Source organism: Gemmatimonadota bacterium (assembly GCA_016712265.1).
Taxonomy (GTDB): domain Bacteria; phylum Gemmatimonadota; class Gemmatimonadetes; order Gemmatimonadales; family Gemmatimonadaceae; genus RBC101.
This window is the reverse complement of the sequence record JADJRJ010000028.1, coordinates 193412-216433: the sequence shown is the minus strand read 5'-3', so window position 1 is coordinate 216433 and position 23022 is coordinate 193412. Positions and strand designations below refer to the sequence as shown.

15 protein-coding genes are annotated in these 23022 nt (G+C 67.6%); 6 read left to right on the top strand and 9 right to left on the bottom strand.

Going from position 1 to position 23022, the window contains the following annotated elements; translation table 11 throughout:
- The first annotated feature begins 1 nt into the window (after position 1).
- The gene (locus IPK85_07855; GenBank protein ID MBK8247292.1) at positions 2 to 2695 is read left to right on the top strand and encodes an ABC transporter permease; all 2694 of its coding nucleotides are present in this window, start codon (positions 2 to 4) and stop codon (positions 2693 to 2695) included.
- A gap of 89 nt (positions 2696 to 2784) precedes the next feature.
- On the opposite strand, the gene IPK85_07850 is transcribed toward IPK85_07855, so the two are convergent.
- From IPK85_07850 to IPK85_07830, 5 genes are all read right to left on the bottom strand, one after another.
- Entirely contained in the window at positions 2785 to 4533 is a 1749-nt protein-coding gene (locus tag IPK85_07850) for a cation:proton antiporter (protein ID MBK8247291.1), read from the bottom strand.
- 45 nt (positions 4534 to 4578) lie between these two features.
- Entirely contained in the window at positions 4579 to 7266 is a 2688-nt protein-coding gene (locus IPK85_07845) for an ABC transporter permease (GenBank protein ID MBK8247290.1), read from the bottom strand.
- Positions 7263 to 7604 carry a PadR family transcriptional regulator gene (locus IPK85_07840; protein ID MBK8247289.1) on the bottom strand — a complete coding sequence of 114 codons (342 nt, stop codon included), beginning with the start codon at positions 7602 to 7604 and terminating at the stop codon, positions 7263 to 7265. Before IPK85_07840 ends, IPK85_07845 begins: the two co-directional genes overlap by 4 nt.
- Before the next feature lie 142 nt (positions 7605 to 7746).
- Positions 7747 to 8265, bottom strand: coding sequence for a hypothetical protein (locus IPK85_07835; protein ID MBK8247288.1), 519 nt, complete (start codon positions 8263 to 8265; stop codon positions 7747 to 7749).
- Positions 8266 to 8390: 125 nt separating this feature from the next.
- A complete protein-coding gene (locus IPK85_07830) occupies positions 8391 to 8564 on the bottom strand; it encodes a hypothetical protein (protein MBK8247287.1) in 174 nt (57 codons plus the stop codon).
- A gap of 94 nt (positions 8565 to 8658) precedes the next feature.
- On the opposite strand from IPK85_07830, the gene IPK85_07825 reads away from it, so the two are divergent.
- Positions 8659 to 9390 carry a helix-turn-helix transcriptional regulator gene (locus IPK85_07825; GenBank protein ID MBK8247286.1) on the top strand — a complete coding sequence of 244 codons (732 nt, stop codon included), beginning with the start codon at positions 8659 to 8661 and terminating at the stop codon, positions 9388 to 9390.
- Positions 9391 to 9428: 38 nt separating this feature from the next.
- On the top strand, positions 9429 to 11288 hold the full coding sequence (locus IPK85_07820) for an amidase (GenBank protein ID MBK8247285.1): 1860 nt from the start codon (positions 9429 to 9431) through the stop codon (positions 11286 to 11288).
- Positions 11289 to 11444: 156 nt separating this feature from the next.
- Here the strand turns inward: IPK85_07820 and IPK85_07815 are convergent, their stop codons facing one another.
- Together IPK85_07815 and IPK85_07810 are read right to left on the bottom strand one after the other, a co-directional pair.
- On the bottom strand, positions 11445 to 12878 hold the full coding sequence (locus tag IPK85_07815) for a RagB/SusD family nutrient uptake outer membrane protein (protein ID MBK8247284.1): 1434 nt from the start codon (positions 12876 to 12878) through the stop codon (positions 11445 to 11447).
- Between the two features lie 5 nt (positions 12879 to 12883).
- A complete protein-coding gene (locus IPK85_07810; protein ID MBK8247283.1) occupies positions 12884 to 15835 on the bottom strand; it encodes a SusC/RagA family TonB-linked outer membrane protein in 2952 nt (983 codons plus the stop codon).
- A gap of 248 nt (positions 15836 to 16083) precedes the next feature.
- On the opposite strand from IPK85_07810, the gene IPK85_07805 reads away from it, so the two are divergent.
- Positions 16084 to 18003: a S9 family peptidase gene (locus IPK85_07805; protein MBK8247282.1), complete on the top strand. Its 1920-nt coding sequence runs from the start codon at positions 16084 to 16086 to the stop codon at positions 18001 to 18003.
- Between the two features lie 2 nt (positions 18004 to 18005).
- A complete protein-coding gene (locus IPK85_07800) occupies positions 18006 to 19178 on the top strand; it encodes a membrane dipeptidase (GenBank protein MBK8247281.1) in 1173 nt (390 codons plus the stop codon).
- On the opposite strand, the gene IPK85_07795 is transcribed toward IPK85_07800, so the two are convergent.
- The gene (locus IPK85_07795) at positions 19179 to 20282 is read right to left on the bottom strand and encodes a hypothetical protein (protein MBK8247280.1); all 1104 of its coding nucleotides are present in this window, start codon (positions 20280 to 20282) and stop codon (positions 19179 to 19181) included. It abuts the gene before it with no gap.
- A 94-nt stretch (positions 20283 to 20376) separates the two neighbouring features.
- Positions 20377 to 21471 (bottom strand): alpha-hydroxy-acid oxidizing protein, encoded by a 1095-nt coding sequence (locus IPK85_07790; GenBank protein MBK8247279.1) that lies wholly within the window; start codon positions 21469 to 21471, stop codon positions 20377 to 20379.
- A gap of 322 nt (positions 21472 to 21793) precedes the next feature.
- On the opposite strand from IPK85_07790, the gene IPK85_07785 reads away from it, so the two are divergent.
- Complete coding sequence (locus IPK85_07785) at positions 21794 to 23008, top strand: amidohydrolase family protein (GenBank protein ID MBK8247278.1); 1215 nt, start codon at positions 21794 to 21796, stop codon at positions 23006 to 23008.
- Positions 23009 to 23022: the final 14 nt, after the last annotated feature.

Genomic DNA, 23022 nt, shown 5'->3' with positions numbered 1-23022 from the left:
CATGCAACAGGACCGCAGCCGCCGATACCTGCAGTTCTTTGGGCCGCGCCCCGACGCCGACGTCGAGGACGAGATCGCCTTTCACCTCGAGGCACGCGCGCAGGAACTGGCCGCCCGTGGGCTTCCCCTCGCGGAGGCGCGGGAGGAGGCACGGCGCCGTTTCGGCGATCGGACACGGGTGGAGGCAGAGATGCGCCGGATGGAGCGCGAGAAGTCCCGTCGCGCGGCGCGCCTTGAGATGTGGCGTGACTGGGGCAGCGACCTGACCTTCGTGCGCCGCTCCCTGATGCGGCAGCCACTCTTCACCATCGCGGCCGTCCTCACCCTCGGCCTCAGCATCGGCGTCAACACGGCGATCTTCTCGGCCGTCAACGCCTTCCTGCTCAAGCCCCTGCCGGTGCGCGACGCCGATCGCCAGATGGTCGTTGCGACCATGTTCAAGAAGGACGGGATCACGGGGAGCGTGTCGTACCCGTTGTACCGCGAGGTAAAGGCGCTGCCGGTGTTTGAGGATGCCGTAAGCTGGCTGGGATGGGAGGTCGCCCTTCGCCGCGACGGCAACACGCAGAAGGGTTTCGTCCTTGCGGGGAGCGGCAACTACCTCACGGCCCTCGGTGTGCAGGTCGCCCGCGGCCGCGGCTTTACCGAGGCGGATGCGGCGACACGCGCCCCTGTCGTGGTGATCACGGACTCCTACTGGGCCAGGGAATTCGGTCGCGCTCCCGCGGCCGTCGGTGCCACGCTCTACCTCAATGACGTCCCATTCACCGTGATCGGCGTCCTCCCGGCCGCCTTCACGGGCACGCAGCCCCTCATCGTGCCGCAGCTGATGATGCCGGTGGAGTCGATGGCGAGCTTCTATCCGGCGATCGCGGCCAACATGGACGACATGTCCTGGGGGAGTTTCCGCATCCTCGCGCGAACGAAGGCTGGCGTGACTCCGGCGCAGCTCGAAGCGGCGATGGGGCAATACACGGCGGACCTCGAACAGCGGTATCCCCGGGAGATGCTCGACTCCAAGGTCGTCGCCGCACCGGAGACACGCGCACGACCGGACCTCTCGGTCTCGCGCATCGTGCCATGGATCGCGGCGGTGTTCTTTGGCATGGTCGGCCTCGCCGTGCTCGTGGCGTGCGCCAACGTGACCAACCTGCTCCTGGCGCGCGCGGCGGCGCGACGGTCGGAGATCGCCGTGCGGGCGGCGTTAGGCGCCGCCCGGGGGCGCGTGATCCGCCTCCTGTTGACGGAGAGTGTGGTGATCGGGATCCTGAGCCTCGGGGTCGCCTACCTGCTCGCGCGGTTCTCGATCCAATGGTTCAACAACCTCGACCTCGCGATCGATGTCCCGATCAGTTTTGGCCTCGAGATGGACTGGCGCGTCTTTGGCTACGCCGCAGCGATCTCGCTGGCCGCCGGTGTCATCGCCGGTCTCGCACCGGCCGTGATGGGGTCACGCGCGCCCGTGAGCGAGGTGTTGCGGGAGAGCGGGCGATCGGGAGCTGGCAGCAAGGGGCGCGCGCGATTTCGCAACGGACTCGTCATCGCCCAGGTGGCGGTGTCCTTCGTCCTGCTCGTGTCCGGCGGCCTCTTCATGCGCAGCGCCCGGGGCGCCGCCAACCTGGACATCGGCTTCCGTCGCGAGCGACTCCTTGTGTCGCAGATGGATCTCTCCCTGCACCGGCTGGACTCGGTACAGACGCGGCGGACGCAGGACCAGTTGCTGGAGCGGCTGGCCGCCCTGCCTAACGTCGAGGCGGTCGGGCTCGGCTCGCACATTCCCCTCGGCGGCAACAACTATGGACGCAACCTCTACCTGGACACGCGGCCGACCGCCGCGCCACAGGGGATGTTCCAGACGTTTTATGCCACGGTCTCACCCGGGTATATCCCCGCCCTGGGATTGCGGTTGCGCGAAGGTCGCGACCTCCTCCCCACCGATGATGACGCCGCCCCCAGGGTTGCCGTCGTGAACCGGGCCCTGGCCGAGGCGCTGTGGCCGGGCGAAGGGGCCCTCGGCAAGCGTTTCCGCCTCGATGAACAGGGGCCGGAGGTCGAGGTCGTCGGGCTGATCGAGAATGCGCAGTACCTGCTCCTTGGTGAAGCGCCGCGTCCCTTTGCGTACTTCCCGATCCGGCAGTCGTATCGCCAGCAAACGTTCATCTTCGTGCGGACCAGGCCCGACGACCCCCTCGCCGCCGTCCCGGACCTGCGTCGGGTCGTGACCGAGATCAACCCGAGCATCCTGCTCTCGGGCACGCGCTCCATGGCCACGCACCTCGACCACGGCATCGCGCTGTTCTTCGTGAACATGGGCGCGACCCTCGCGACGGCCATCGGCCTCCTCGGGCTACTGCAAACCGTGGTTGGTCTTTACGGCGTATTGTCGTATACCGTGGCCCAACGCGCGCGGGAGTTCGGGATTCGGCAGGCCCTTGGCGCGAGCGCCGGCTCCATCGTGGGACAGGTGCTTCGCCAGGGTTCGGTGCTCTGCGGCACCGGGATCGCCGCCGGGTTGGCGATTGCGATCGTGCTCACGCGCAGCATGTCGTCGCTCCTGTATGGCGTCTCGCCCCTGGACGCCCTGGCCTTCGGGGGAGCGCTGCTCATCGTTGGCGTGGTCGCCTTTGCGTCGAGCTACCTACCGGCCCGCCGGGCCTCGCGCGTGGCGCCCGCAACGGCGATCCGGGCTGAGTAGGTCGCCACGACGTTGTGCCTCGGGTCGTTCACGCGGTCCCGAGGCCACCGGGGCGGGCGGGGTAGGGCCTCTTGCGCGCGACGACTCGGTTACTTGAGGGCGCGACCCACGAGGGTGTCGACGGGAGTGTGCGTCGCCCCTCGTTCGCGCAACATGTCGTAGTGGTCCTTGCGCGCGCTGGCGGCCGCGTCGCGAATGGTCTCGTCAGGCACGCCATAGGTCCGTAACACGCGCGCGAAGATCTCCAGCGAGGTCTCGAATTCTTCGGGCACGACTTCGTTGGCGCCCAGTCGCTGCAGCTCGGCGATTTCGGCCACGTAGCGTGTCCGACAGACGATATGCACGTCCGGATTGAGGTGGCGCGCGACCGCGACCGCACGCCGCTCGTCCCCGATCGCGGCGAGGCAGAACACCACGACCTTCGCTCGGGCGATGCCCACCCGTTCCAGCACTTCACCGCGCGTCCCATCCCCAAAGAAGACGATCTCGCGATCGAGTCGCGCCTGGCGCACCACCTGCCCGTTGGACTCGATGACCGCGTACTGGATGCGTGCCCGCCGCAGCGCGCGGGCGACGTTCCGCCCGTTGAGCCCGTAGCCGACGATGATCACGTGCGCGTCCAGCGGCTTCGCCGCCCTGACCTCACGCGTCGCGAACTCCATGGTGGGCATCGCCCGGAACTGGAACGCCCAGTCGGCGATGTCGGCGGCGGCATTCGTCAGGAACGGCGCCGCGAGCATCGTCAGGATCGCGGCGCCAAGGAATACCTGGTACTCGCTGGTCGTGAGCAGCTGATACCCCAGCGCCGAGCCCGCGAGCACGAAGGAGAATTCGCCGACCTGGGCCAGTCCGATCCCCGCGACGAGCCCCACGCGCTGCGACCGCCGCACCATCCGCACGACGCCGTAGTTGATCGCCGTCTTCAGGACCAGGATCGCCACCGCGAACCCGATAATGGTGGGAGCGTGTTGGACGAAGAACCGCACATCCATCAGCATCCCCACCGAGGTGAAGAAGATCCCGCTGAACGTATCCCGGAACGGGAGGACGTCGGAGAGCGCCTGCAGGCCGTACTCGGACTCGGCGATGAGCAGGCCGGCGAGAAAGGCACCTAACGCGAGCGAGAGGCCGAAAGCCTGCGTCACGTACGCCGCGCCCAACCCGATCGCCAGGACCGTGAGCGTGAAGATCTCGTTGTTGCGCAGGTGCACGATGCGTTCGAGGATCCACGGGACCAGGTAACGACCCAACCCAATGATCCCGCCCGTCACGACGATCGTGATCCCGATCCCGCGCAAGGCCGCGCCACCTCCCTGCCCGGTGCCCGCGAGGATGGGGAGGAGCAACATCAGGGGCACGACGCACAGGTCCTGAAACAGCAGGATCGCGACGGCGATGCGCCCGTGCGCGCTATCCAGCTCGCCGCGGCCGGCGTAGACCTTGAGGATGATCGCCGTGGAGGACAGCGCCACCAGCACCCCATACAGGATGGCCGTGTTGGTGGGGCTGCCGAAGAGCTTCGAGAGACTGGCAAACACCGCAATCGTCCCCACCATCTGGGCGAGCCCGCCGCGCAACACGACGGCGCCCAGCTTGGCGACCTGGGACAGCGACAGCTCCAGCCCAATGGCAAAAAGCAGCAGGACCGACCCTACCTCGGCGAGGCCGTTGACCGAGTCCGGCGCCGAGATCAGGGCCAGCGCCGACGGTCCGATCGCCACCCCGGTGAGCAGGAAGCCCACCAGGCTGGGGACCCGGAACCGGTTGGCCAGGAGGACGACCGGGACCGCAATCATCACGAGGACGACGAGGTCCCGCAGGATCGGAATGCCGTGCATCCCCCAAGGGTAATCGCCGAACGCGAGGGCACGGAGCCCGGCGGGTCACCCGATACCGCGGAGTGCCGCCCCCGGGGCCGCTTGCAGGACGCGCCGTGTCGGTCCCAGGCCGGCGAGGAGGGCGACCAACAACACACCCAGTGGAATCCCTATGAAGGTCGCCGGGTCGTGGCGCGAGACGCCAAAGAGCAACTGGGCCAGCAGTCCCGCCCCGGCGAAGGCCCCGACGGTGCCCAGGGCGACCCCGGCCAGTGACAACCGCAGCGCTCCACCGAGCACCAGCGCCGCCACCTCCGGCGGGCGAGCGCCTAACGCCAGTCGGATCCCCAGCTCGCGCGTCCGCTGGCGCGCACTGTACGCCACCATCCCGTGCACGCCAACCAGGGCCAGCAGCACCGTGAGCACGGCGAACGCCCCCATGACCATCATGGCGAAGCGTCGCTGGCCCAGCGTCGCCGCGACGGTGCGCGCAAATGGCTCGGCGCCGTACACAGCGAGCTGCGGATCCACCCCGGCGATCACCCGGCGCAACTCCGCGAGCAAGGCCTCCGGTTCACGTGCGCTGCGCACCAGCAACACCCCGCTGGACCCGGGCGCCTGTGCCATGGGCACATACACCGCCGGCGGCGCCGCCTGGTCGACGCCGTGAATGCGCTCGTCAGTAACGACTCCAACAATCCGCCGCGGGATCCCCCAGAAGGCCAGCTGCTGGCCGATCGGATCGGTGCCACTGAAGAAGCGAGTGGCGGCCGTCGCGTTGATCAGCGCGACCGACGGCGCCGTGCCCCCATCCGCGTCGGTGATGACGCGGCCGCTGCGCAGGCGGAGCCCCATAGTGGCGTCGTAGCCGGGACTCGTCACCCGCACCGAGATCTCCGGCCAGTCGGCCCCCTCGGCCTCGCGCCCGACCACGCGCCAGGAGTTGGTGAAGCCCTCGTCCAGAGGATGCGCCGCCGCGAGAGCGGCCGCCTCCACCCCAGGGAGCTGCCGCGCGGCCTGAAGCGTGCGCTCGGTGAACTGCGTGATCTCGGTGAAGTCCGGGAAGCGGGCGAAGTCCCGTGGGTATCGCGAGGCCGGCAACTCATACTGCAGCTTGACGACCTGCGCGGCGTCAAAACCGGGATCCACGCGACTGGCCGCTCGAAAACTCCGAAGCACGAGCGTCGCTCCAATGGCGAGCGACACACACAAGGCGAGTTGTGTCATGACCAGGAGATTGCGGAGACGGAGCCCCCGCGGGCTGAGCGTCGTCGTGCCAGCCTCCCCCTTGAGCGCTGCCACAGGGTCCTCACGCCCGGCGGTGAGCGCGGGCAACAAGGAGAAGATCACGCCGATGACCCCGGCCAGCGCGATCGCCACCGCGATGCTGCGCAGGTCCAGCGCGGCCTCCTGGAGCCGTGGGACGTCTACCGGTCCGATCGCGCGCACCAGCCGAACGGCAGCCCAGGCGACCACGAGCCCGGCGGCCGCTCCAAGACCCACCAGCGCCGCCGATTCGACGGCGAACTGCCGGGAAAGCCGCGTCGCCGTGGCGCCTAACGCGGTCCGGAGTGCGACTTCGCGCGCCCGGGCCGCGCCGCGCAGCAGCAGCAACCCGGCGACGTTCACCGTGGCCACCGCCGCGAGCAGGGCAACCGCTGCCAGGAGCGTCACGAGGAGGGGACGGCTCGGGCCATGCACGACCTCCTGCAGCGGCTCCACAAAGGCGCCGCGGCCGCGGTTACTGCGTGGATACCGCGCCTCGAGGTCCGCCATCACGCCGGCGACCTCTGCCTGAGCCGTTCCCGCCGTGTTTCCCGGTGCGAGGCGGCCGACCAGGAGCAGCGGGTGCGTATCCCGGCTGAGCTCGGCCTCGGTCGCCTGGAGTGGCAACCAAACATCGATGCGCCCCACAGGTTCATAGGTCCCGTGATACGCCGCCCGGGCGTGCAGCTGGTCAAGTCCATGGTCGGCGTCGTCCGGCACCACGCCAATGACCTGCGTGGCCACATCGTTGAGGCGCAGGGTGGCGCCGAGGACATCCTCCCGCGCATTCAGGCGCGAACGCCACATGCTTTCGCTGATAAGGGCAACCGCACCCCCGCCTGGCGTCCCCTCGACCTCCGTAAAGTCGCGTCCCCGCAGGGGCGCCACGCCGAGCTGGCCCAGCCAACCCGGCGACACTTGCATGGCACTCACGCGGAGCGGCTCCCCGGTAGCCACGGTCCACGTCGCCACGGCTCCGACCGCAGCTTCCAGTGACGCAAGGGTGCGAACCTGTTGCTGCAGGTCGCGCCAATCGGGGAGGGCCGCTGGCTCACGCGTGGTCCCGCTGGTGCGATCCGTCTCCCAGGCCACGACCAGTGATGCTGCGTCACGGTAGGGCGAAGCCCGGAGCAGGACATGGTCAGCCACACTGAAGACCGCGGTTGCCGCGCCAATCGCGAGGGCCAGGGTCGTCATCACGGCCAGGGTGAACCCCGGTTGGCTTCGCAGTTGGTGGACCGCATGGCGGGCGTCGCGCCAGGCATCGTCAAGGATCGCCCCGCCCCGCGCCGAGCGTGCGGCTTCACGCACGTCGTCGCGCGATCCGAATTCGAGCCGTGCGCGACGTCGGGCCTCCGGCTCCGCCACACCACCGGCCATGTGCCGCGCCACCAGCTGCTCCAGGTGGAACTCGACCTCGGCGACGTGCTCCGCGTCATCCTGCGGGAGTCTCGACCAGGTGCGCACGCGATGGAGGAGTCGCTTCATGGGAGCGCCCCTGCCCAATCGACGATGGCATTGACGGCCGCCGAAGCGCGTTTCCACGCGGCGCGTTCGGCGGCGAGCTGCTTGCGGCCTGCCGCGGTGAGGCTGTAGTAGCGCGCGCGACGGTTGTTTTCCGTGAGTTGCCAGTCCGAGCGGATCCAGCCCCGGTCGCGCAGCCGCTCCAGCGCGGGGTAGAGCGATCCCTGGTTGAGCAGGAGCACACTGCCCGACATCTGCTCCATGCGCAGGGTGATCCCCCAACCATGCATGGGTTCCAGCGACAGGACCTTCAACAACAGCAGATCCAGTGTCCCTTGCAGGAGTTCACTCCGGTCGGCCATGGCCTCTTCTCTCGATGATCTGGAGGAAGCATTGCAGCGCTTCTCCAGACCGTCAAGGGGAGCGGCCGAGGTTGACGCGTGTCGCCGTGCGGTGGCGTGGGCGCGTCCCTCGCCAGCGTCGGCGCGCGACGTGGCCGACGGGCTACTTGACCCGGTGGTAGATGCCGTCGAACGAGACGACGCGCGCCGCCGCGCTGGAATCGGCCAGCGGCCACGTTTCCCAGAGTTGCCGAACGGTGCCGTCAGGCTGCAGGCGCAACGACAGGACATGACGTTGGGCACGGTCACCATTCCCCGTCTGCCCGCGATACACCATCGCGTTGGTCTCCGGTGTCCCGGTGAACATCAGCACGCCGCCCGAGTTGTCGACCCACACCTGGTGCCAGGAGCGCGTGGACGGGTTGAAGAAGTTCATGCTTTCGCCGTTGGAACCGCCGCTAGACCGCCACTGCTCCCGCACGAAGCAACCGCCCTGCTGCGGAGAGATCGTGTTGTCCCCGACATGCTTGCCTTGCGGGCCGATCACCCGCCACTCGCCGATCCAGAAGTCGAGCTGCCGATAGGCCGGGGCGGTGCATGGGGTCGGCGTCGGTGCCTGGGCATCGACAACGAGGGGGAGAACCAGGGCGAGGAGCGACACTACGCGGAATCCGGACGACATGGCAGCGGGTGATGAGTTCCCGCAATCTGTGGCCCCGTGCGGCACGCGCGGTCACCTCGTGGGATGAGCCGCGCGGCTGGTGGTCGGGCCGCCGCGAGGCGACGCGGGCCGTGTGGCGGAGTGTCCTATCGAGGACGCTGATCCGCCGAACCGGTCTCGATCATGTAGAACCCCGGCGGGCCCCACGCATTGAATCGCCAGGCAAAGACATGCGAGTAGAAGCGCTGGGCGCGTGGCAGGTCGTCCGCATTGATAGCGAAATGACGAACGGGCGAAGCGGGGGTGCGAGTCGATGGCATGGCGCAACGCGGTGATGGTCTCGCGAACGTACGCCCTGCCGGTGGTGGCAGCTACGTGCCAGATTGCCACGAAATGTCGAAATCCCGACGCCCCGTGGCTCCACACCTTCGTGCGGTCGCTATCGGCTTCTCGTCCGGCTACCGGTGGCGCGCGAGCGCCAGTGAATGGGGGCAGCTGATTCGTTCGTCGCCAGGGATGATCCGGGTGAGAATCGGGGAGGCGCACTTCGTCGTTCCTCCACATCAGGCGCTGTGGATTCCGGCGGCGGCGTCCCACGAAGTCGTGATGTCTGGACGCGGGACGCTGCAACGGATCTACGTCCAGGACGCGCGCCATCTCCCCCGCGTGGCCAGGGTGGTCGCACTCTCGCCGTTGCTGCGGGAGATCCTCCGCCGGATCCACCGGATCGGAACGCTCGATCGACGTGTTCCCGCCGAGCGTCACTTGATGGATGTGTTGCTCGACGAGTTCACGATCGAGGGAGTACAACCCCTGCTCTTGCCTATGCCCACCGACCCGCGCGCGCGACGCGCGGCCGAATGGATGCGCGATGGGCGTTTCGTCCTTGGGCCCACGCTGGCGAGGGAGGCCGGGGCCAGCCTGCGGACGCTGGAGCGACTCTTTCAGAAGCAGACGGGCGTCTCCCTGGGTGCGTGGCACCAACGGGCCCGCATCATGCGAGCGTTAACCCACCTCGCCGATGGCATGTCGGTCACCGCGACGGGCCTCGCGGTTGGGTATGGCAGCACCAGTGCGTTCGTGGTTGCCTTTCGTCGCGCGACGGGAACCACTCCCGGGCGCTACTTTCGCGCGCCTGAGGCTTAGTGTTGCTGTCGTTGGCTTCCTGAACCCGGTCCCCTCTTATGCGATCCCTCTCCTCCCTGCTGCTGGTGCTGGTGCCTTCCCTCGCCTCAGCGCAGCGAGCGGCCATGGTCGACGTCGTCCATGAAGCCTCCATCACCACCCTGCAGGACGGCCTGCGCTCGGGGCGCTGGACCGCCGCGCAGTTGGTGGACACCTATCTCGCGCGCATCGCGGCCTACGACCAGCGCGGCCCCGGACTGAATGCGATCATCCGGCTGAACCCCAACGCGCGTCGCGACGCCGCCCGGCTGGACCTCGAGCGACGACGGGGCGCCGTGCGTGGTCCCTTGCACGGCATTCCGGTCCTGCTGAAGGACAACTACGACACCTTCGACCTGCCAACGAGCGCGTCCTCCCTTGCCCTGGCGGGGCTCCAACCACCAGACGACGCCTTTGTCGTCAAGCGGCTGCGCGACGCCGGGGCGATCATCCTCGGCAAGACCAACATGCACGAGCTGGCCGCCGGGATCACCTCGATCAGCTCGTTAGGCGGCCAGACGCGCAATCCGTACGACCCCATGCGCTGTCCCGGGGGGTCGAGCGGCGGCACGGGGGCGGCGATCGCGGCCAGCTTCGCTGCCGTCGGCTGGGGATCGGACACCTGCGGCTCGATTCGCATCCCGTCGGCGTTCAACAACCTCGTCGGGCTGCGGCCGACGCAGGGGCTCGCCAGCCGGGATGGGATCGTCCCGCTCTCGCACACGCAGGATGTCCCCGGTCCCCTGGCACGTAGCGCCCGCGACCTCGCGATCGCGTTGGACGTGACCTTCGGGTACGATCCGGCGGATGCGACCACACGCGGGGCCGAGGGCTGGAGCCGCACGGCGTTCACCGACTCCCTCGGTGCCTTCCCGATGCGCGGCACACGCGTCGCCGTGCTCACCAACTACATGACCGGGGACATCGAGGGCGACATCCGCGACACGGTGCGCGCCACGACGCGCGCGATGCAAGCCGCCGGCGCCGTGATCGTGGACGTGCGTATTGCCGACTTTGACTCGATCACGGCCAACACGAGTGTGATCAACTTCGAGACCGACGATGACTTGCGGGCCTACCTGGGCGGCACCCCCGGTGCGCCGGCCCTCACGGCGCGCGGGATCCTCGATCGCGGGTTGTTCCACGACGCGATGACCGGTCGCATCATCGCGATGGACACGACCGGCAATGGCGACCCATCGCACTATCCGCGGAACCTCGCCCGACAGCGCGTGCTGCGCGACCGGATGATCGCGCTCATGGACTCGTTGCGCGTCGATGTCATCGCCTATCCCACGAGCCGGCGTCGCCCGGTGTTTGTGGGCGATGCCCAGCCCGGGAGCACCTGCCTGCTCAGTGCGGTGACCGGGTTGCCGGCGCTCAGCGCGCCGGCGGGATTTACCAACGACGGACTGCCGGTCGGGATCGAGTTTCTCGGGCGCCCTCGCGCGGATGTGCGGCTCGTCGGCCTGGCCTTCGCCCTGGAGCAGTTGCGGTCCAGCCGACAGGCCCCGTCGACGACCCCGGCGCTGCGCGGCGGCCGCGCCCCGACGCCGGTGACGACCACGACTGCCGTGCGATCGAACGGAGCGCTGGCTACGACGCGCTTTACCTGGGACGCGACAACAAACCAACTGCGGTACGATGTGCAGGTGACCGGACTGGCAACCCGTGACCTCCAGGCTGTGGTCGTTCGGCGCACGGGTGGCACAACGACCGGTGCACCGGTCATTCACCGGATGGCGGGCCCCGGGATGCTCTCGGCCTCTGGCTCGTTCCCGCTCTCGGGGCAGGATCGGGCCGCCCTCCAGCGCGGCGCCCTCACCGTCGCCCTCTTCACGTCACGCGGGATGCAGGAGTCGCCGCTGCGGTTGCGTTGACCTGAGGAGGCGCCGAGGCGCGAATCCTCGCTCGGGAACGCCGCGGTCGTTCCCTGGCCTGCGAGCGACCATCCGGTCGTGTTGGATCCGGCCGGAAACGCAAGACGCCCCCGCTACGCGGGGGCGTCTTGTTCCTGCCATGCTTGAGGCGATGCGTTAGCTCGTGAGCGGCGTGCACGGGGTTGGCAGACGGCGTGCATCGCACTCCGCGGCCGGCACGATCATGTTCGGGTAGATGATGTCCCCCGGACGATCGAGCGGCAGCGAGGTCGTGCGCCCGTGACGGCGGGCGTCGATCCAGCGCGTGCCCTGCGTCCACATCAGCGAGTACGTCCGGTTGTACAGCAGCTCGGTGATGAAGTCAGCGTTCGAGCTGGCAGCGGTCACCGCGGCGGCACCCAACCCACCCGCGTGTTGCCGGACGAGGTTGATGTCGGACACCGCGCCCGCCTGCGCGCCGGTGAACCAGCGGATCTCGGCGCGGAGCAGGAGCAGCTCCTCGTTGTTGATCCACGGGATCGCCGCACCCAGGTTCGCCTGCGTCGGGTCAGTCGCGGAGTTGTACATGACCGGTTTGTGCGTCCCGACGAGGTCATTGAGGTTGAGCGTCCGGCCCGCCGCCCGCACCTTGGTGGTGAGTCGGCGATCCGGAACCCCTGCATTGGACTGCGCCCCATTGACGATCGAGGGGTGCACCCAGTAGCGCTGCGACGTCAGCAGCTCGGTCACCGGGTTGGTCGGCTCGTTGGCGGCGGTCGAGTACTGATAGAGCACCCCGGTCGCCAGTGACGCCGGGAGCCCGGCATCGGTGACAAACGAGAGTCCCATCGCCGTTGAGGCCTGCGCCCAGCACGCGGTGCAGTTCACGAACGTCGCACGGTGCACGTACATCTTCGCCGCGAGGGCGCGGTTGAAGCGGGCAAAGGTCGCCGGGGTGTTGAACCCGGTGTACCCGGGCGCCACCGTGAACGGGAAGGCCGCCCCGCCGGCGAGGAGGTCCGCGTACGCCTCGTCCATGAGCGTCGTCGCCGCCTGCAGCGCGGTCGCAAAGCTCACGAAGGGGGCCGGCGCACCACCGAGTTCCTGGTCCACGTCGATCGGAACCCCCAATGCCCCGGTGCGTACCGCGACGCGGTGCAGCATCCAGGCCTTCACCGTCTTGGCGAAGCCCTGCGAGGCCTTCACCTCGGCCGGGGTCATCCCCGCGGCGGCAGGAAGAGCCTTGAGGTAGGTGTTGACCGTCCGGATGGTCTGGTAGGGTCCAATCCAGTTGGCCGAGTGCCGCCCGGTCGGGTCTGGCGGTCCGCGGAACTGTTCCTGCGTCTCGCGCGGGTCGTTGCCGAGGAGGTTGTAGCCTTCGCGCCCATACAGCGCATAGACCGTCACCTCGGTTGCCACATCGTTGTAGGCCTGCGAGAAAATCCCGGTCGCCGCGCGCGCGAGGACGGCGCGGGTGGGAGCGCCCGTCAACGTCTCGAGCGTCGGGGCATTGGTATTGAGGATGTCGAGTTCGCCGCAGCCCAGGGCTGCGGTCAGGGCCAGGGGAGCCAGGAGGCTACGGCCCGCGATGCGTGATGTCAGGATGCGCATGGGGTCTAGAAGCCGAGCGAGATGTTGAGAAGGAGATTGCGGGACGGCGGGTACGGCGTGATGTCCAGGTTGTTACGGATCGCCGCCGAGCCGAAGTTGGCGACCTCCGGGTCCAGCCCGCGATACCCGGCGAACATGAAGGCATTACGGGCCGCAAAGCCGATCCGCGCGTTCTTCACCCCATTGAGACGCCCATACACGGACTGCGGGAGGTCATAGTTCACCGAGATCTCGCGCACCTTCACAAACGATGCATCCTCGATGTAGGGCGCGATGACCCCCTTGAGATAGCCATCGTAGCGCTTGGCCCAGGCCGGTGAACCCCAGTCCTCAGAGGTGCGGCCGTCATCCTGGAGGTACTCGGTGAGGTTGATGACGCTGCCCCCTTGCTGCCAGTCGACGACCGTGTTGAGCGAAAACCGCTTCCACGACAGGTCGTTGGAGAAGCCCATCCGGAAGTCCGGCGCCGAGTTGCCAAGCTGCGAGATCGCGGCGGCGCGGTTCCCCTGCGCGTCGAAGTCAAAGCCGACAATCGCGGTGATCTGCTTCCCCTTCTCGACGCGCGTACGGCCCAGGTTACCAAAGCCGGACGCCGCCGGGAAGAACGGCGGGAGACCGGCGAGGTCCTCGACCTTGCTGTCGTAGTGCGTGAAGGTCGTGCGGCTGACCCAGGTCATCGTGCCGGTCTGGATCGGCGTGAAGCCGATCCCGGCCTCGTAGCCCCAGTTGCGGATCTTGCCGCCATTGAAGACCTGGGTCGCGAACCCAGACGACGGCTCCGGCACGCGGTTCAGGAGGAGGTTGGTCGTGTTGCGATTGAAATAGGTGAGCTCCCAGGTGAAGCGCTCATTGAAGAGCGACCCCTCGGCGCCACCCTCGATCTCCTTCAGCCGCTCGGGCTCAACACCCGGGAAGCCGGCCAGGGTCGACACCGCGATCCCCTGCTGGCCACCCAGCTGCGGGGTCAGGAGGTTGGTGAACTTCTGGCCGAACAACGGCTGGTTGCCGGTTTCCCCATAGGCAGCGCGGAGCTTCACGTCGCTGCCGGGTCCGAAGACGTTTTCGAACCGATACGAGCTCGAGACGTTCGGGAACACGTAGTACTGATCCACGTCACCCATCACACTGCTGCGCTCGGCGCGCACGCCACCTCGGACGAGCAAGCGCTCGTTGAGGAGGCGGACCTCTTCGCTGGCGTAGGCCGCGATCGTCCGTTCCTGCGTGAGGTTCTCCGTGGCGGTGATGTTCGTCCCCTGGTTCACGTTGCGCTGGCCGGGGAGGAGGTTCTGCGTTCGGATACTGAAGGTATTGAGCTGCCGGTCCTCGTACTGGAACCCAGCCGATGTCGTCAGGTTCAGGCCGAAGAAGGTGCCGGTGTGGATCGCGTTCAGGTTGTAGTTGAAGAACTTGCTGCGACCTCCGCTCTCCACCGACTCGCCGGGGAGCGCCTGCACGCGCTCGTGGAAGAGGTCGTTTGGCGACCACACATTGTTGCGCTGGTCGAAGGCGTCAATCCCGCCGCCCGCCACCAAGCGGAGGGTCTGGCCCCCACCGATGTTCGGCGTCCACCCAAAGGAGGCGCCGCCGGTGAAGCGGTTGGTCTCCTCATCGTTCACCCCGATCTCGGACAGGAAGAGCGTGTTCGAGTTGCCCGCCGGACCGATCCCCACCGGGTTGAACGTCCCGTCCGGGTTGCGCGCCGCGAGGTTGATGAAGCTCGGGATGTAGGTCAGCGCGTAGCCGTGGCACCCGTAGTTGTTGCAGTTGTTGTTCCAGCCACGCTGGTTGGTGTTGCGATTGAAGACGCTGGAGACGCGAAAGTCCACCGTGGAGCCGAAGGTCTGGTCGACGTTCACGCGGAGCCCCTGCTTGCCGGCGCCCGTGTTCAGCTCGATCCCTTCGTCGTTCTTCCAGTTCCCCGAGATGAAGTACTTGGTGTTGGCGTTGCCACCGCTCACGTCGACCACCGTCTCGTACGACGGGTCGCGGTTGCTGTAGATGGCGGCCGGATTGTCGAAGAACGGGCTCGAGTTGCCGGCGAAGTACTGCGCCACGCCGGCGCCGTATCGCGCCACGGCAGAATCCTGGGTCCAGCGGCGGTGCTGCATGAGGCGCAGGGGATCGAAGCGCCCGACGCGCTGCGTCACGTTGAAGCGCGGAGCCCCGCTCTGACCGCGGGTCGTCGTGATCACCACCACGCCGTTCGCTGCCTTCGACCCGTAAATCGACGAGGCCGAGGCACCCTTGAGGACCTCGATGCTCGCGATGTCGTTCGGGTTGAGGTCGGCGAGGCGGTTGACCGCGTCCGCCTCGAGCGCGGCGTTCGCTGCGTTGTTGGTAAAGCCGCGACCGCCAGGCACCACGGCGTTGGAGTAGATCACGCCGTCCACGACGTAGAGCGGATCAAAGCCGCCCAGCACCGTGTTGTTGCCGCGAATCTGCATCTGGATACCGCCACCCGGGGCGCCAGAGTTCGACTGTAGGTTGACGCCGGTGATCTTGCCGGTCAGCGAGGCCTCGACCGTCGGCACCGGGACGCGCTTGAGTTCATCCGCCGTGACCAGGGACACCGAGGTCGTGGCGCTGCGTCGTTCGATCGTCGTCGCCTGACCGGACACGACCACTTCGTTCAGCTTAAAGATGTCCTGGGCGAGGTTGAAGTCAGCGGTCGCCTGGCCGGCAGGCAACGTGAACTCCACCCGCTTGTAACCGATCAGGCGCACCTGCAGCCGGACCTCACCGGCAGGCACCTGGATGGCATACCGACCTTCGGCGTCGCTGCGAACCGTCTGTCCGCGCGTGGGGCCGATGACCGCGACCTCCGCACCGTCAAGCGGTGTCCCGACACCTTGTCGGGTGATCGTTCCCGTCACGCGCCGCTCCTGCGCGCTCAGTGCAACGGGAATGAGGGTGAGAGTGGCGAGCACAGATCGCCACCGATGCAAACGAAACAGCATGCGTGGACCTCCCTGGGGTGGAGATGCAACTCCCTGCATGTCAGGAAGTTGTCACACAGAAGGTGGCCCATCACGGGACAGCCTTGCAAGCCTTGGGGACGGGACGGCCCGAAACGCAGGCGCGAAACCGGCTCTAAGGCATTGAATCGCGCGTTTCCGTGATGGCTGGCGCGCAGGATCCCTATATGTCGCTCGCTGAAAATTGCGCCTCGGCGTATCGTTAGGAGACGCCTTTCCCCGAGTTTCCGATGACGCTGATGAGTCGCGCCGCCCTGCTCGTCGCCCTGGCCGCCACCGTGGCGCAGGGCCAGTCGCCCCGCCCGGTCCTCAGTGCCGAAGAGGTGACCTCCATCCGGTCTGTTGTCGGAGGGATCGCGCAGTGGTACCCCGACGGGTCGCGCCTGCTAATTGGCGGCGCGTTAGGCGGATCCGACCTGTGGTCGATCCCCGCAGCGGGAGGCTTTCCCCAGTCACTGAGTGCCCGCCTGGGCGAAACGGCCTTCCTGCAGTCCAACCAGGTGAAGTTCTCCCCGGACGGCCAGTGGATCGCCTACCTGGCGCAGGGCCAGAACGCGACCGAACTCTTCGTGCGGTCGGTAGCGAACGGGCGCGCCACGCAGGTCACGCGTCTCGGCGCACGGATCAACTCCTATGCCTGGGCACCGGACAGTCGTCGCTTGGCGCTCGCGGGTGACAAGTATGGGTCGTTCGACATCTGGGTCGCCTCGCTCGAGGGCGCGATCACGCGCCTGACGAGTGATACCCGCTACGAGGTCTTCCCCGCCTGGACCCCGGACGGTCGCTCGGTGGTGTACGTCCGCCTCGACGAACGCTGGCTCGATCACGACGTGCTGGAGCTCCCTGCAGCGGGCGGCGGCACGCCACGACTGATCGTGTCCGACACCGACTTCTTCGACTACCAGGCGGGGGGCACCTTCGGGTACCCGCTGGTCTCGCCTGACGGCTCGCAGCTCCTCTTCCGGTCGCATCGCAGCGGGTGGGTAAACTATTGGTCGGTGCCGATGCGTGGCGGCACTCCGCGCCGGCTCGCTGCTGAGGCCGCCAATCAAAGCGGGGCGCGATTTGCGCCGGACGGCAAGTCGGTGCTGTACCTGTCGCTGTTTAACGGGATGCAGGACCTCCGAGTGGTGCCGTCCGCTGGCGGCACCCCACAGGTCATCGCGAAGCCCGCCGAGATGGGGCTAGTGAACAATGCCGAGTGGTCGCCGAACGGGTTGGAGATCAGCTACACGCTGGAAACCCCGGTGGATCCCGCCGACCTCTTTGTGGTGGCGCGGACCGGCGGAACGCCTCGGCAGCTGACCCGCTCCGCGGGACCCGCGCATATCGCCAACGCGTTGATCCGCCCGAAAAAGGTGACCTACAAGACGAAAGACGGCTTCACGATCCCGGCCTACCTCTACGAGCCGGTGCTCGCGGCCGGCGCGAAGGCGCCCGGTATCCTCTATATCCACGGCGGACCCACGGCGCAGTTCAGCGATACCTACCAGGCGGAGGTCCAGTACCTTGCGATGCGCGGCTACGCCGTGTTGTTGCCGAACATTCGCGGCAGCTCGGGCTACGGCAAGGCGTTCGAGGATGCCAACAACGCCTGCTGGGGCCGATGCGACCTGGTCGATGTCACCGCGGGGACCGACTTCCTTCGCACGCTCTCCTACGTTGACGGCGAACGGATGGGCATCACAGGGACGAGCTACGGCGGCTGCATGAGCCTTGCTGCGGCGGCCTTCGCTCCGGGCGTGTTCCAGGCCGCAGTCGCGGTCTCTGGCTATGGTGACTGGTTCCACATGATCCAGGAGCAGGAGATGCGGCACCTGAAGCTGGTGGAGTACGAGTTCGGGCCGCTTCCGCAGGCGGACGCCGTGTACCGGGCCTCGTCGCCGATCTTCAACATCCGCGACATCCAGACGCCGATCATGCTCCTGCACGGGACCGGCATTCCACTCCCGCGATCGGAGGCGTCGCGGATTTTCGCCGAGCGACTCGAAATGGCCTACAAGCCGTTTGTCTACAAGACGTATCCGAACGAGAACTACTATGTCCGCCGTCGTGAGAACCTTATCACGATGTACGGCGACATCGCGAGCTACTTCGACCAGCACCTCAAGCATGGTCGGACGGCCGCCGCCCCCGCCGGGAGTCCGTGAGCATGGACCTCACACGTCGCCAGGCGGTCAGCCGACTTGGGGTCGGGATGCTCGCCGCTCCCGCCATCCTCCGCGGCCGCTTTGACCTCTTCGCGACCGGTCAGGAATACTCCGCGCGCGCCATCCGGCTGGTGCAGGAGACGACCGTCGTCGACCTACTCAACCAGTTCCGCTTCGCCGACTTCAGCGAGAAACCGCCAAAGAGCGAACTGTGGCTTACGAAAGCGCGCTCCATGACCGCAGCGGACTACGAGGCGTATCGCACGAGCGGGTACCGGGTCATCGCCCTCGGCCACGGCGCCAATGACTACGCGCAGGCCGTGCAGTGGCATGCGCAGTGGAACGGCTTCCTCGCTGAGTACAGCGATTGGTTCATGCGCATCGACGACGCCAGTGACTTCGAGGCCGTGCGGCGCAACGGAAAGGTGGGGATCATGCTCACCTTCCAGAACTCGGATCATTTCCGCTCACCAGCCGACGTCGACACGTTCTTCGCGATGGGGCAGCGGCTCTCGCAGCTCACCTACAACTACCAGAATCGCATCGGCAGCGGGTTCCTGGAGCAACGCGACGGCGGGCTCACGGTGTTTGGCGGGCAGATCGTGGAACGGATGAACGCCGTGGGGATGGCCGTGGATGTCTCCCACTGCGCCGACCGGACCACGCTCGATGCGCTCGACATCTCGAAGCGCCCGGTGGTCTTCTCCCACGCCAGCTGTCGCGGGTTGGTCGCGGACCACGCGCGTGCCAAGACGGACGAAGCCATCCAGAAGATGGCGCGTTCGGGTGGTGTGATGGGGATCCCGTTCCTGCGGATGATGGTGCACGCCAACGAACCCGTGACCGTCGAGCACGTGCTTGACCACTTCGACTACGTCGCGAAGCTCGTTGGCGTCGAGCATCTCGCCGTCGGCAGTGACATGGACCTGGTCGGGAATCCCAACCCCGTGAATGGGCCGGGTGCAGGAAATCCCGCCACCCCGAACTTCGAGCGCTACAAGCTGCACATTGGCTCGAGCGGCGAGTGGTTGCTCACGATCAAGGGCCTCGACCACCCCAAGCGCACCTTTGACCTCGCGGAAGGGTTGATCCGCCGGCGCTACACCGATGACCAGATCAAGGGCATCCTGGGGGGCAACGCCGTGCGCGTCCTCTCGTCGATCTGGAAGGGCTGATCAGCGGGGCGTGACGTTGTAGGCCAGCGAGGTGAGCACAAAACGTCCGTAGCTCCACTCGCGGCCATCCTCGGTGTAGGTCGCGTCCCCGTCCACCACCACGCGCGCCCCGGCCATCCGGCCCACGCGCCGCACCGGGGTCGCGAACGGCAGACGCACCATGCCTCCATCGATCGCCCGGGAGCGATCCTCCGAGGTGAAGTTTACGAGGTCGCCCTGGGCGTCGATCGTCAGGATGGCCTCAACGGTGTGGCCGGCGTTGGTGAATCGCGCGCGCACCGAGCGCTCATCGATGGGCTCCCACACCACGGGGACCTCGAGCAGTGCGGCCGGCGCGAGCAGGCACATGTCGTTGAGCAGGGTGACGGTCTCGCTCCGAGTCATCTCGGCGCCCGCGAGGAACTGCACGCGGTAGAGTCCAAGGAGGCGAATGTCCATCGTGGCCGCGTCGCCGACGTAGCGGTGCAGCCCGTCGAAGGGGAGCCCGGCCCGTGACGCCTTCATATAGAAGAGACGTATTGGTGGGTGGAACGCCTCATATTGCTCCGCCGTCCCGTGGAACCAGGGCTCGTCGGGCCCTCCGCGCATCTGCACGTCGAAGGTCAGGTGGAAATTGCGGACCCTCGGCCGCCCGACCACGCCCGCTCTCCGCAGGTAGCGCTGCACGATCGGGGGCCGCGTGGCGAGATCGGCATCCGCGACGGGGGCCGTGGCCCCTGCGCTCGCCTGTACCAGCTGAGCCGCCTCGCGCGCGAACGTGGACGCCAGGCTGGTGCGGCGCAGGTCTGCGAGCGCGAGCAGCGTGGGGACGATGACGAGGAGGTTGGCCAGCGTCCCGACCTTCGCGTCACGCCACGACTGGACCACCAGCATCTGGGAGAGGGCGACGGCGAGGAGCGCGACCCACGGCCACCATCGCGACGACGCCAGCCACAGTGCGGCGGTGAACACGAAGAGTAGGGCCGCCGCCAGCCACATCCACGCGCCCCGCGCCGTGATCGGCACCTGGAGCGGCTCGACAGCGGCCAAGCCCCTGCCTTTCGCGAAGCCGAGGAGGTGAATGGCTCCGTGTAACACGAGAAATGTCGCGAAGGCAATCCGCACGCTGGTCCTCCCTCCGGTCCCCCTCATGCATGCGACGCGACGGTCTGGACGAGAAGGGGAAAACGCCCGACAGGGTGCCGGGCCCGGTATGACGTCAGGAAGCGCCGCGGCGCAGCGCCTGCACGTGATGTCTTCCCAGTTCCTTCAGCGATCGTACGCCAAGCAGGGCCATGTCGCGCTCCACCTCGGCCTTGAGCAAGGCGATCGCCCGCTCCACCCCACGCTGTCCACCCGCTGCCAAACCATAGAGGTACGCTTTGCCGATCGAGCAGGCGTTGGCGCCGAGCGCGAGCGCCTTGAGGATGTGCGTGCCGCGGCGGATGCCGCCGTCGACGATGAGCTCGAGCGCATCGCCGACCGCTTCGCGCATCGCGGCGACACCGTCGACCGGGGCGGGGGCACCATCGAGCTGGCGGCCACCATGGTTGGAGATCATGATCGCGGTTGCCCCCACGTCCACGGCGCGCTTCGCATCGCTCGGCGCCTGGATCCCCTTGAGGACGAACGGCCCACCCCACTCCTTCGCCAGCCACGCCACATCGTCCCAGGTGACCGTGCGATCGAACTGGCTGTTGACGTAGTCGATCAGGGACACCGTCGAGCGCGAGAGCACGTCGACGCGATGGGTGACATTAGCGATCTGGAAGTCCGGGTTGCGGAGCAGGTGAAACGCCCATCGCGGGTGCATGGCAAACGACAGGAAGCTGCTGAGCGTGAAGCGCGGCGGCAGGATCATCCCGGTGACGCGGTCACGCTCGCGGTTGCCGGCGAGTGGCGTGTCCACGGTCAGGCACAACGCCTGGTACTTCGCCGCCTTGCAGCGCTGCACGAACTCGCGCGTCAACTCACGATCCTTGAGGATGTAGACCTGGTACATCCAGGGCCCGGCGCCCAGGGCGCCGATCTCCTCGATGCGCGTGGTGCCCATCGTCGAGAGGGTATACCACATCCCGGCTGCCTGCGCCGCCCGCGCCACCCCCGGCTCTGCCTCGTGATGGAAGAGGCGTGACATCCCGGTCGGAGCGAGGAAGAACGGGAGCTTGACGTCCTGCCCGAGCAGCCGGGTAGAGCAATCAATCGTGCTGACGTCGCGCAGGTAGTGCGGGACCAGCTCGTAGTCGTCGAACGCGGTCGTGTTGCGCGCCAGGGTCCACTCGTTGTCGGCGCCGCCGTCGATGTAATGGAACATCGGCGCGGGCAACCGGCGCCGCGCCAGCCGGCGCAGGTCCTCGATGTTGTGGCAGGTCGCGAGCGAGCGCGCCGCGCTCGTGATACGGTACGAGGGATACACCTAACGTGAGGGCCTGAGGCGAGTGAAGGTCGTGGCGCGCGTCGGGGCCACCCAACGGGCGTCGGGAGGACGGGTCGAGCGCGAGCATCGGAGTGTACGTCGCCGGACCCGGGCTGACGAGGGCGAGGGCGCCCCGACTCACGATCCCGCTGGCCTCGCCCATCATTGCCTCCGACCGTCCGCGGCACGATGCTTGTGGCTCGCTCCCTTTCCCATCCCCATGCCGCGCGCCCTTCTCCTCGCTTTCCTCGCCCTTCTCCCACTCCTCCTCGGCGCCCAGGATCGTGCGTTCACTGGCGCGACCCTCATCGATGGCACGGGACGCCCGGCCGTGGCCAACGCCACCGTCCTCGTGCGCGACGGGCGGATCGTGGCCGCTGGAGCGCGCGTGCCGATCCCAGCGACGGCCGAGCGCGTGGACCTCGCGGGAAAGTTCGTCATCCCCGGCCTGGTCAATGCCCACGGGCATGTCAACGCCGCGCGCGAACTGCGGACCTACGCCATGTACGGGACGACCACGGTGTTTTCGCTCGGCGGAGAGGCCGCTGATGTTTTTGAGGCCCGACGCACACAAAACGTCCGGTCGCTCGATCGGTCCCGCGTCTTTGTCTCCGGCCCGGTGCTGACGCCCAACACGCCGGACGAGGCGCGGACCCAGGTCGCTGGCGTCGTCGGCCAACAGGTAGACTTCGTGAAGATCCGGGTGGACGACAACCTGGGCACGGCGAAGAAGATGCCCCCGGACGTGTACCGTGCGGTGATCGAGGAGGCACACCGACGCGGCAGCCGCGTCGCGGCCCACCTGTTCTACCTGGCCGACGCCAAGGGATTGCTGACCGCCGGCGCCGACCTGGTCGCGCACAGCATTCGCGATGGCGAGGTGGACGAAGCGCTGGTCGCCCAGCTCAAGGCGCGCAACACATGCGTCGTGCCCACCCTGATGCGCGAGGTCTCGACCTTCGTGTACGAGTCCGCGCCGGCCTGGTTCGAGGATCCCCTGTTCAGGATCCATCCGGACATTGGCCAGGTGCCCGGGCTGTTGGACCCCAGCCGACAACAGGCCATGCGAGCCAGTTCCGCCGCCCAGCGATACAAGGCCGCCCTTGAGGTCGCGAGCCGGAACCTCAAGCGCCTGCACGACGCCGGCGTAGCCATCGCCATGGGGACCGACACCGGTCCCGCCGCCCGCTTTCAGGGCTATTTCGAGCTGATGGAGCTCGAACTGATGGCGAAGGCGGGGCTGACCCCGGCCGAGGTGCTTGCGAGCGCCACCCGAACGGCCGCACGTTGCATGGGTGTCGAGCGCGACCTTGGCACGTTGGAAGCGGGCAAGTGGGCGGACTTCCTCGTGTTGGACGCCAACCCATTGACCGACATCTCGAACGTCCGGAGGATCTCAGCCGTATGGATCGCCGGTAACCGCGTGCCGCGCTAACCCCCTCTCCCCAC

Bases quoted from the DNA above. Each gene is read 5' to 3' on its own strand.
- IPK85_07855 (MBK8247292.1), top strand. From the start codon at position 2: ATGCAACAGGACCGCAGCCGCCGATACCTGCAGTTCTTTGGGCCGCGC.
- IPK85_07850 (MBK8247291.1), bottom strand. From the start codon at position 4,533: ATGCACGGCATTCCGATCCTGCGGGACCTCGTCGTCCTCGTGATGATT.
- IPK85_07845 (MBK8247290.1), bottom strand. From the start codon at position 7,266: ATGAAGCGACTCCTCCATCGCGTGCGCACCTGGTCGAGACTCCCGCAG.
- IPK85_07840 (MBK8247289.1), bottom strand. From the start codon at position 7,604: ATGGCCGACCGGAGTGAACTCCTGCAAGGGACACTGGATCTGCTGTTG.
- IPK85_07835 (MBK8247288.1), bottom strand. From the start codon at position 8,265: ATGTCGTCCGGATTCCGCGTAGTGTCGCTCCTCGCCCTGGTTCTCCCC.
- IPK85_07830 (MBK8247287.1), bottom strand. From the start codon at position 8,564: ATGCCATCGACTCGCACCCCCGCTTCGCCCGTTCGTCATTTCGCTATC.
- IPK85_07820 (MBK8247285.1), top strand. From the start codon at position 9,429: ATGCGATCCCTCTCCTCCCTGCTGCTGGTGCTGGTGCCTTCCCTCGCC.
- IPK85_07815 (MBK8247284.1), bottom strand. From the start codon at position 12,878: ATGCGCATCCTGACATCACGCATCGCGGGCCGTAGCCTCCTGGCTCCC.
- IPK85_07810 (MBK8247283.1), bottom strand. From the start codon at position 15,835: ATGCTGTTTCGTTTGCATCGGTGGCGATCTGTGCTCGCCACTCTCACC.
- IPK85_07805 (MBK8247282.1), top strand. From the start codon at position 16,084: ATGACGCTGATGAGTCGCGCCGCCCTGCTCGTCGCCCTGGCCGCCACC.
- IPK85_07800 (MBK8247281.1), top strand. From the start codon at position 18,006: ATGGACCTCACACGTCGCCAGGCGGTCAGCCGACTTGGGGTCGGGATG.
- IPK85_07790 (MBK8247279.1), bottom strand. From the start codon at position 21,471: ATGTTCCATTACATCGACGGCGGCGCCGACAACGAGTGGACCCTGGCG.
- IPK85_07785 (MBK8247278.1), top strand. From the start codon at position 21,794: ATGCCGCGCGCCCTTCTCCTCGCTTTCCTCGCCCTTCTCCCACTCCTC.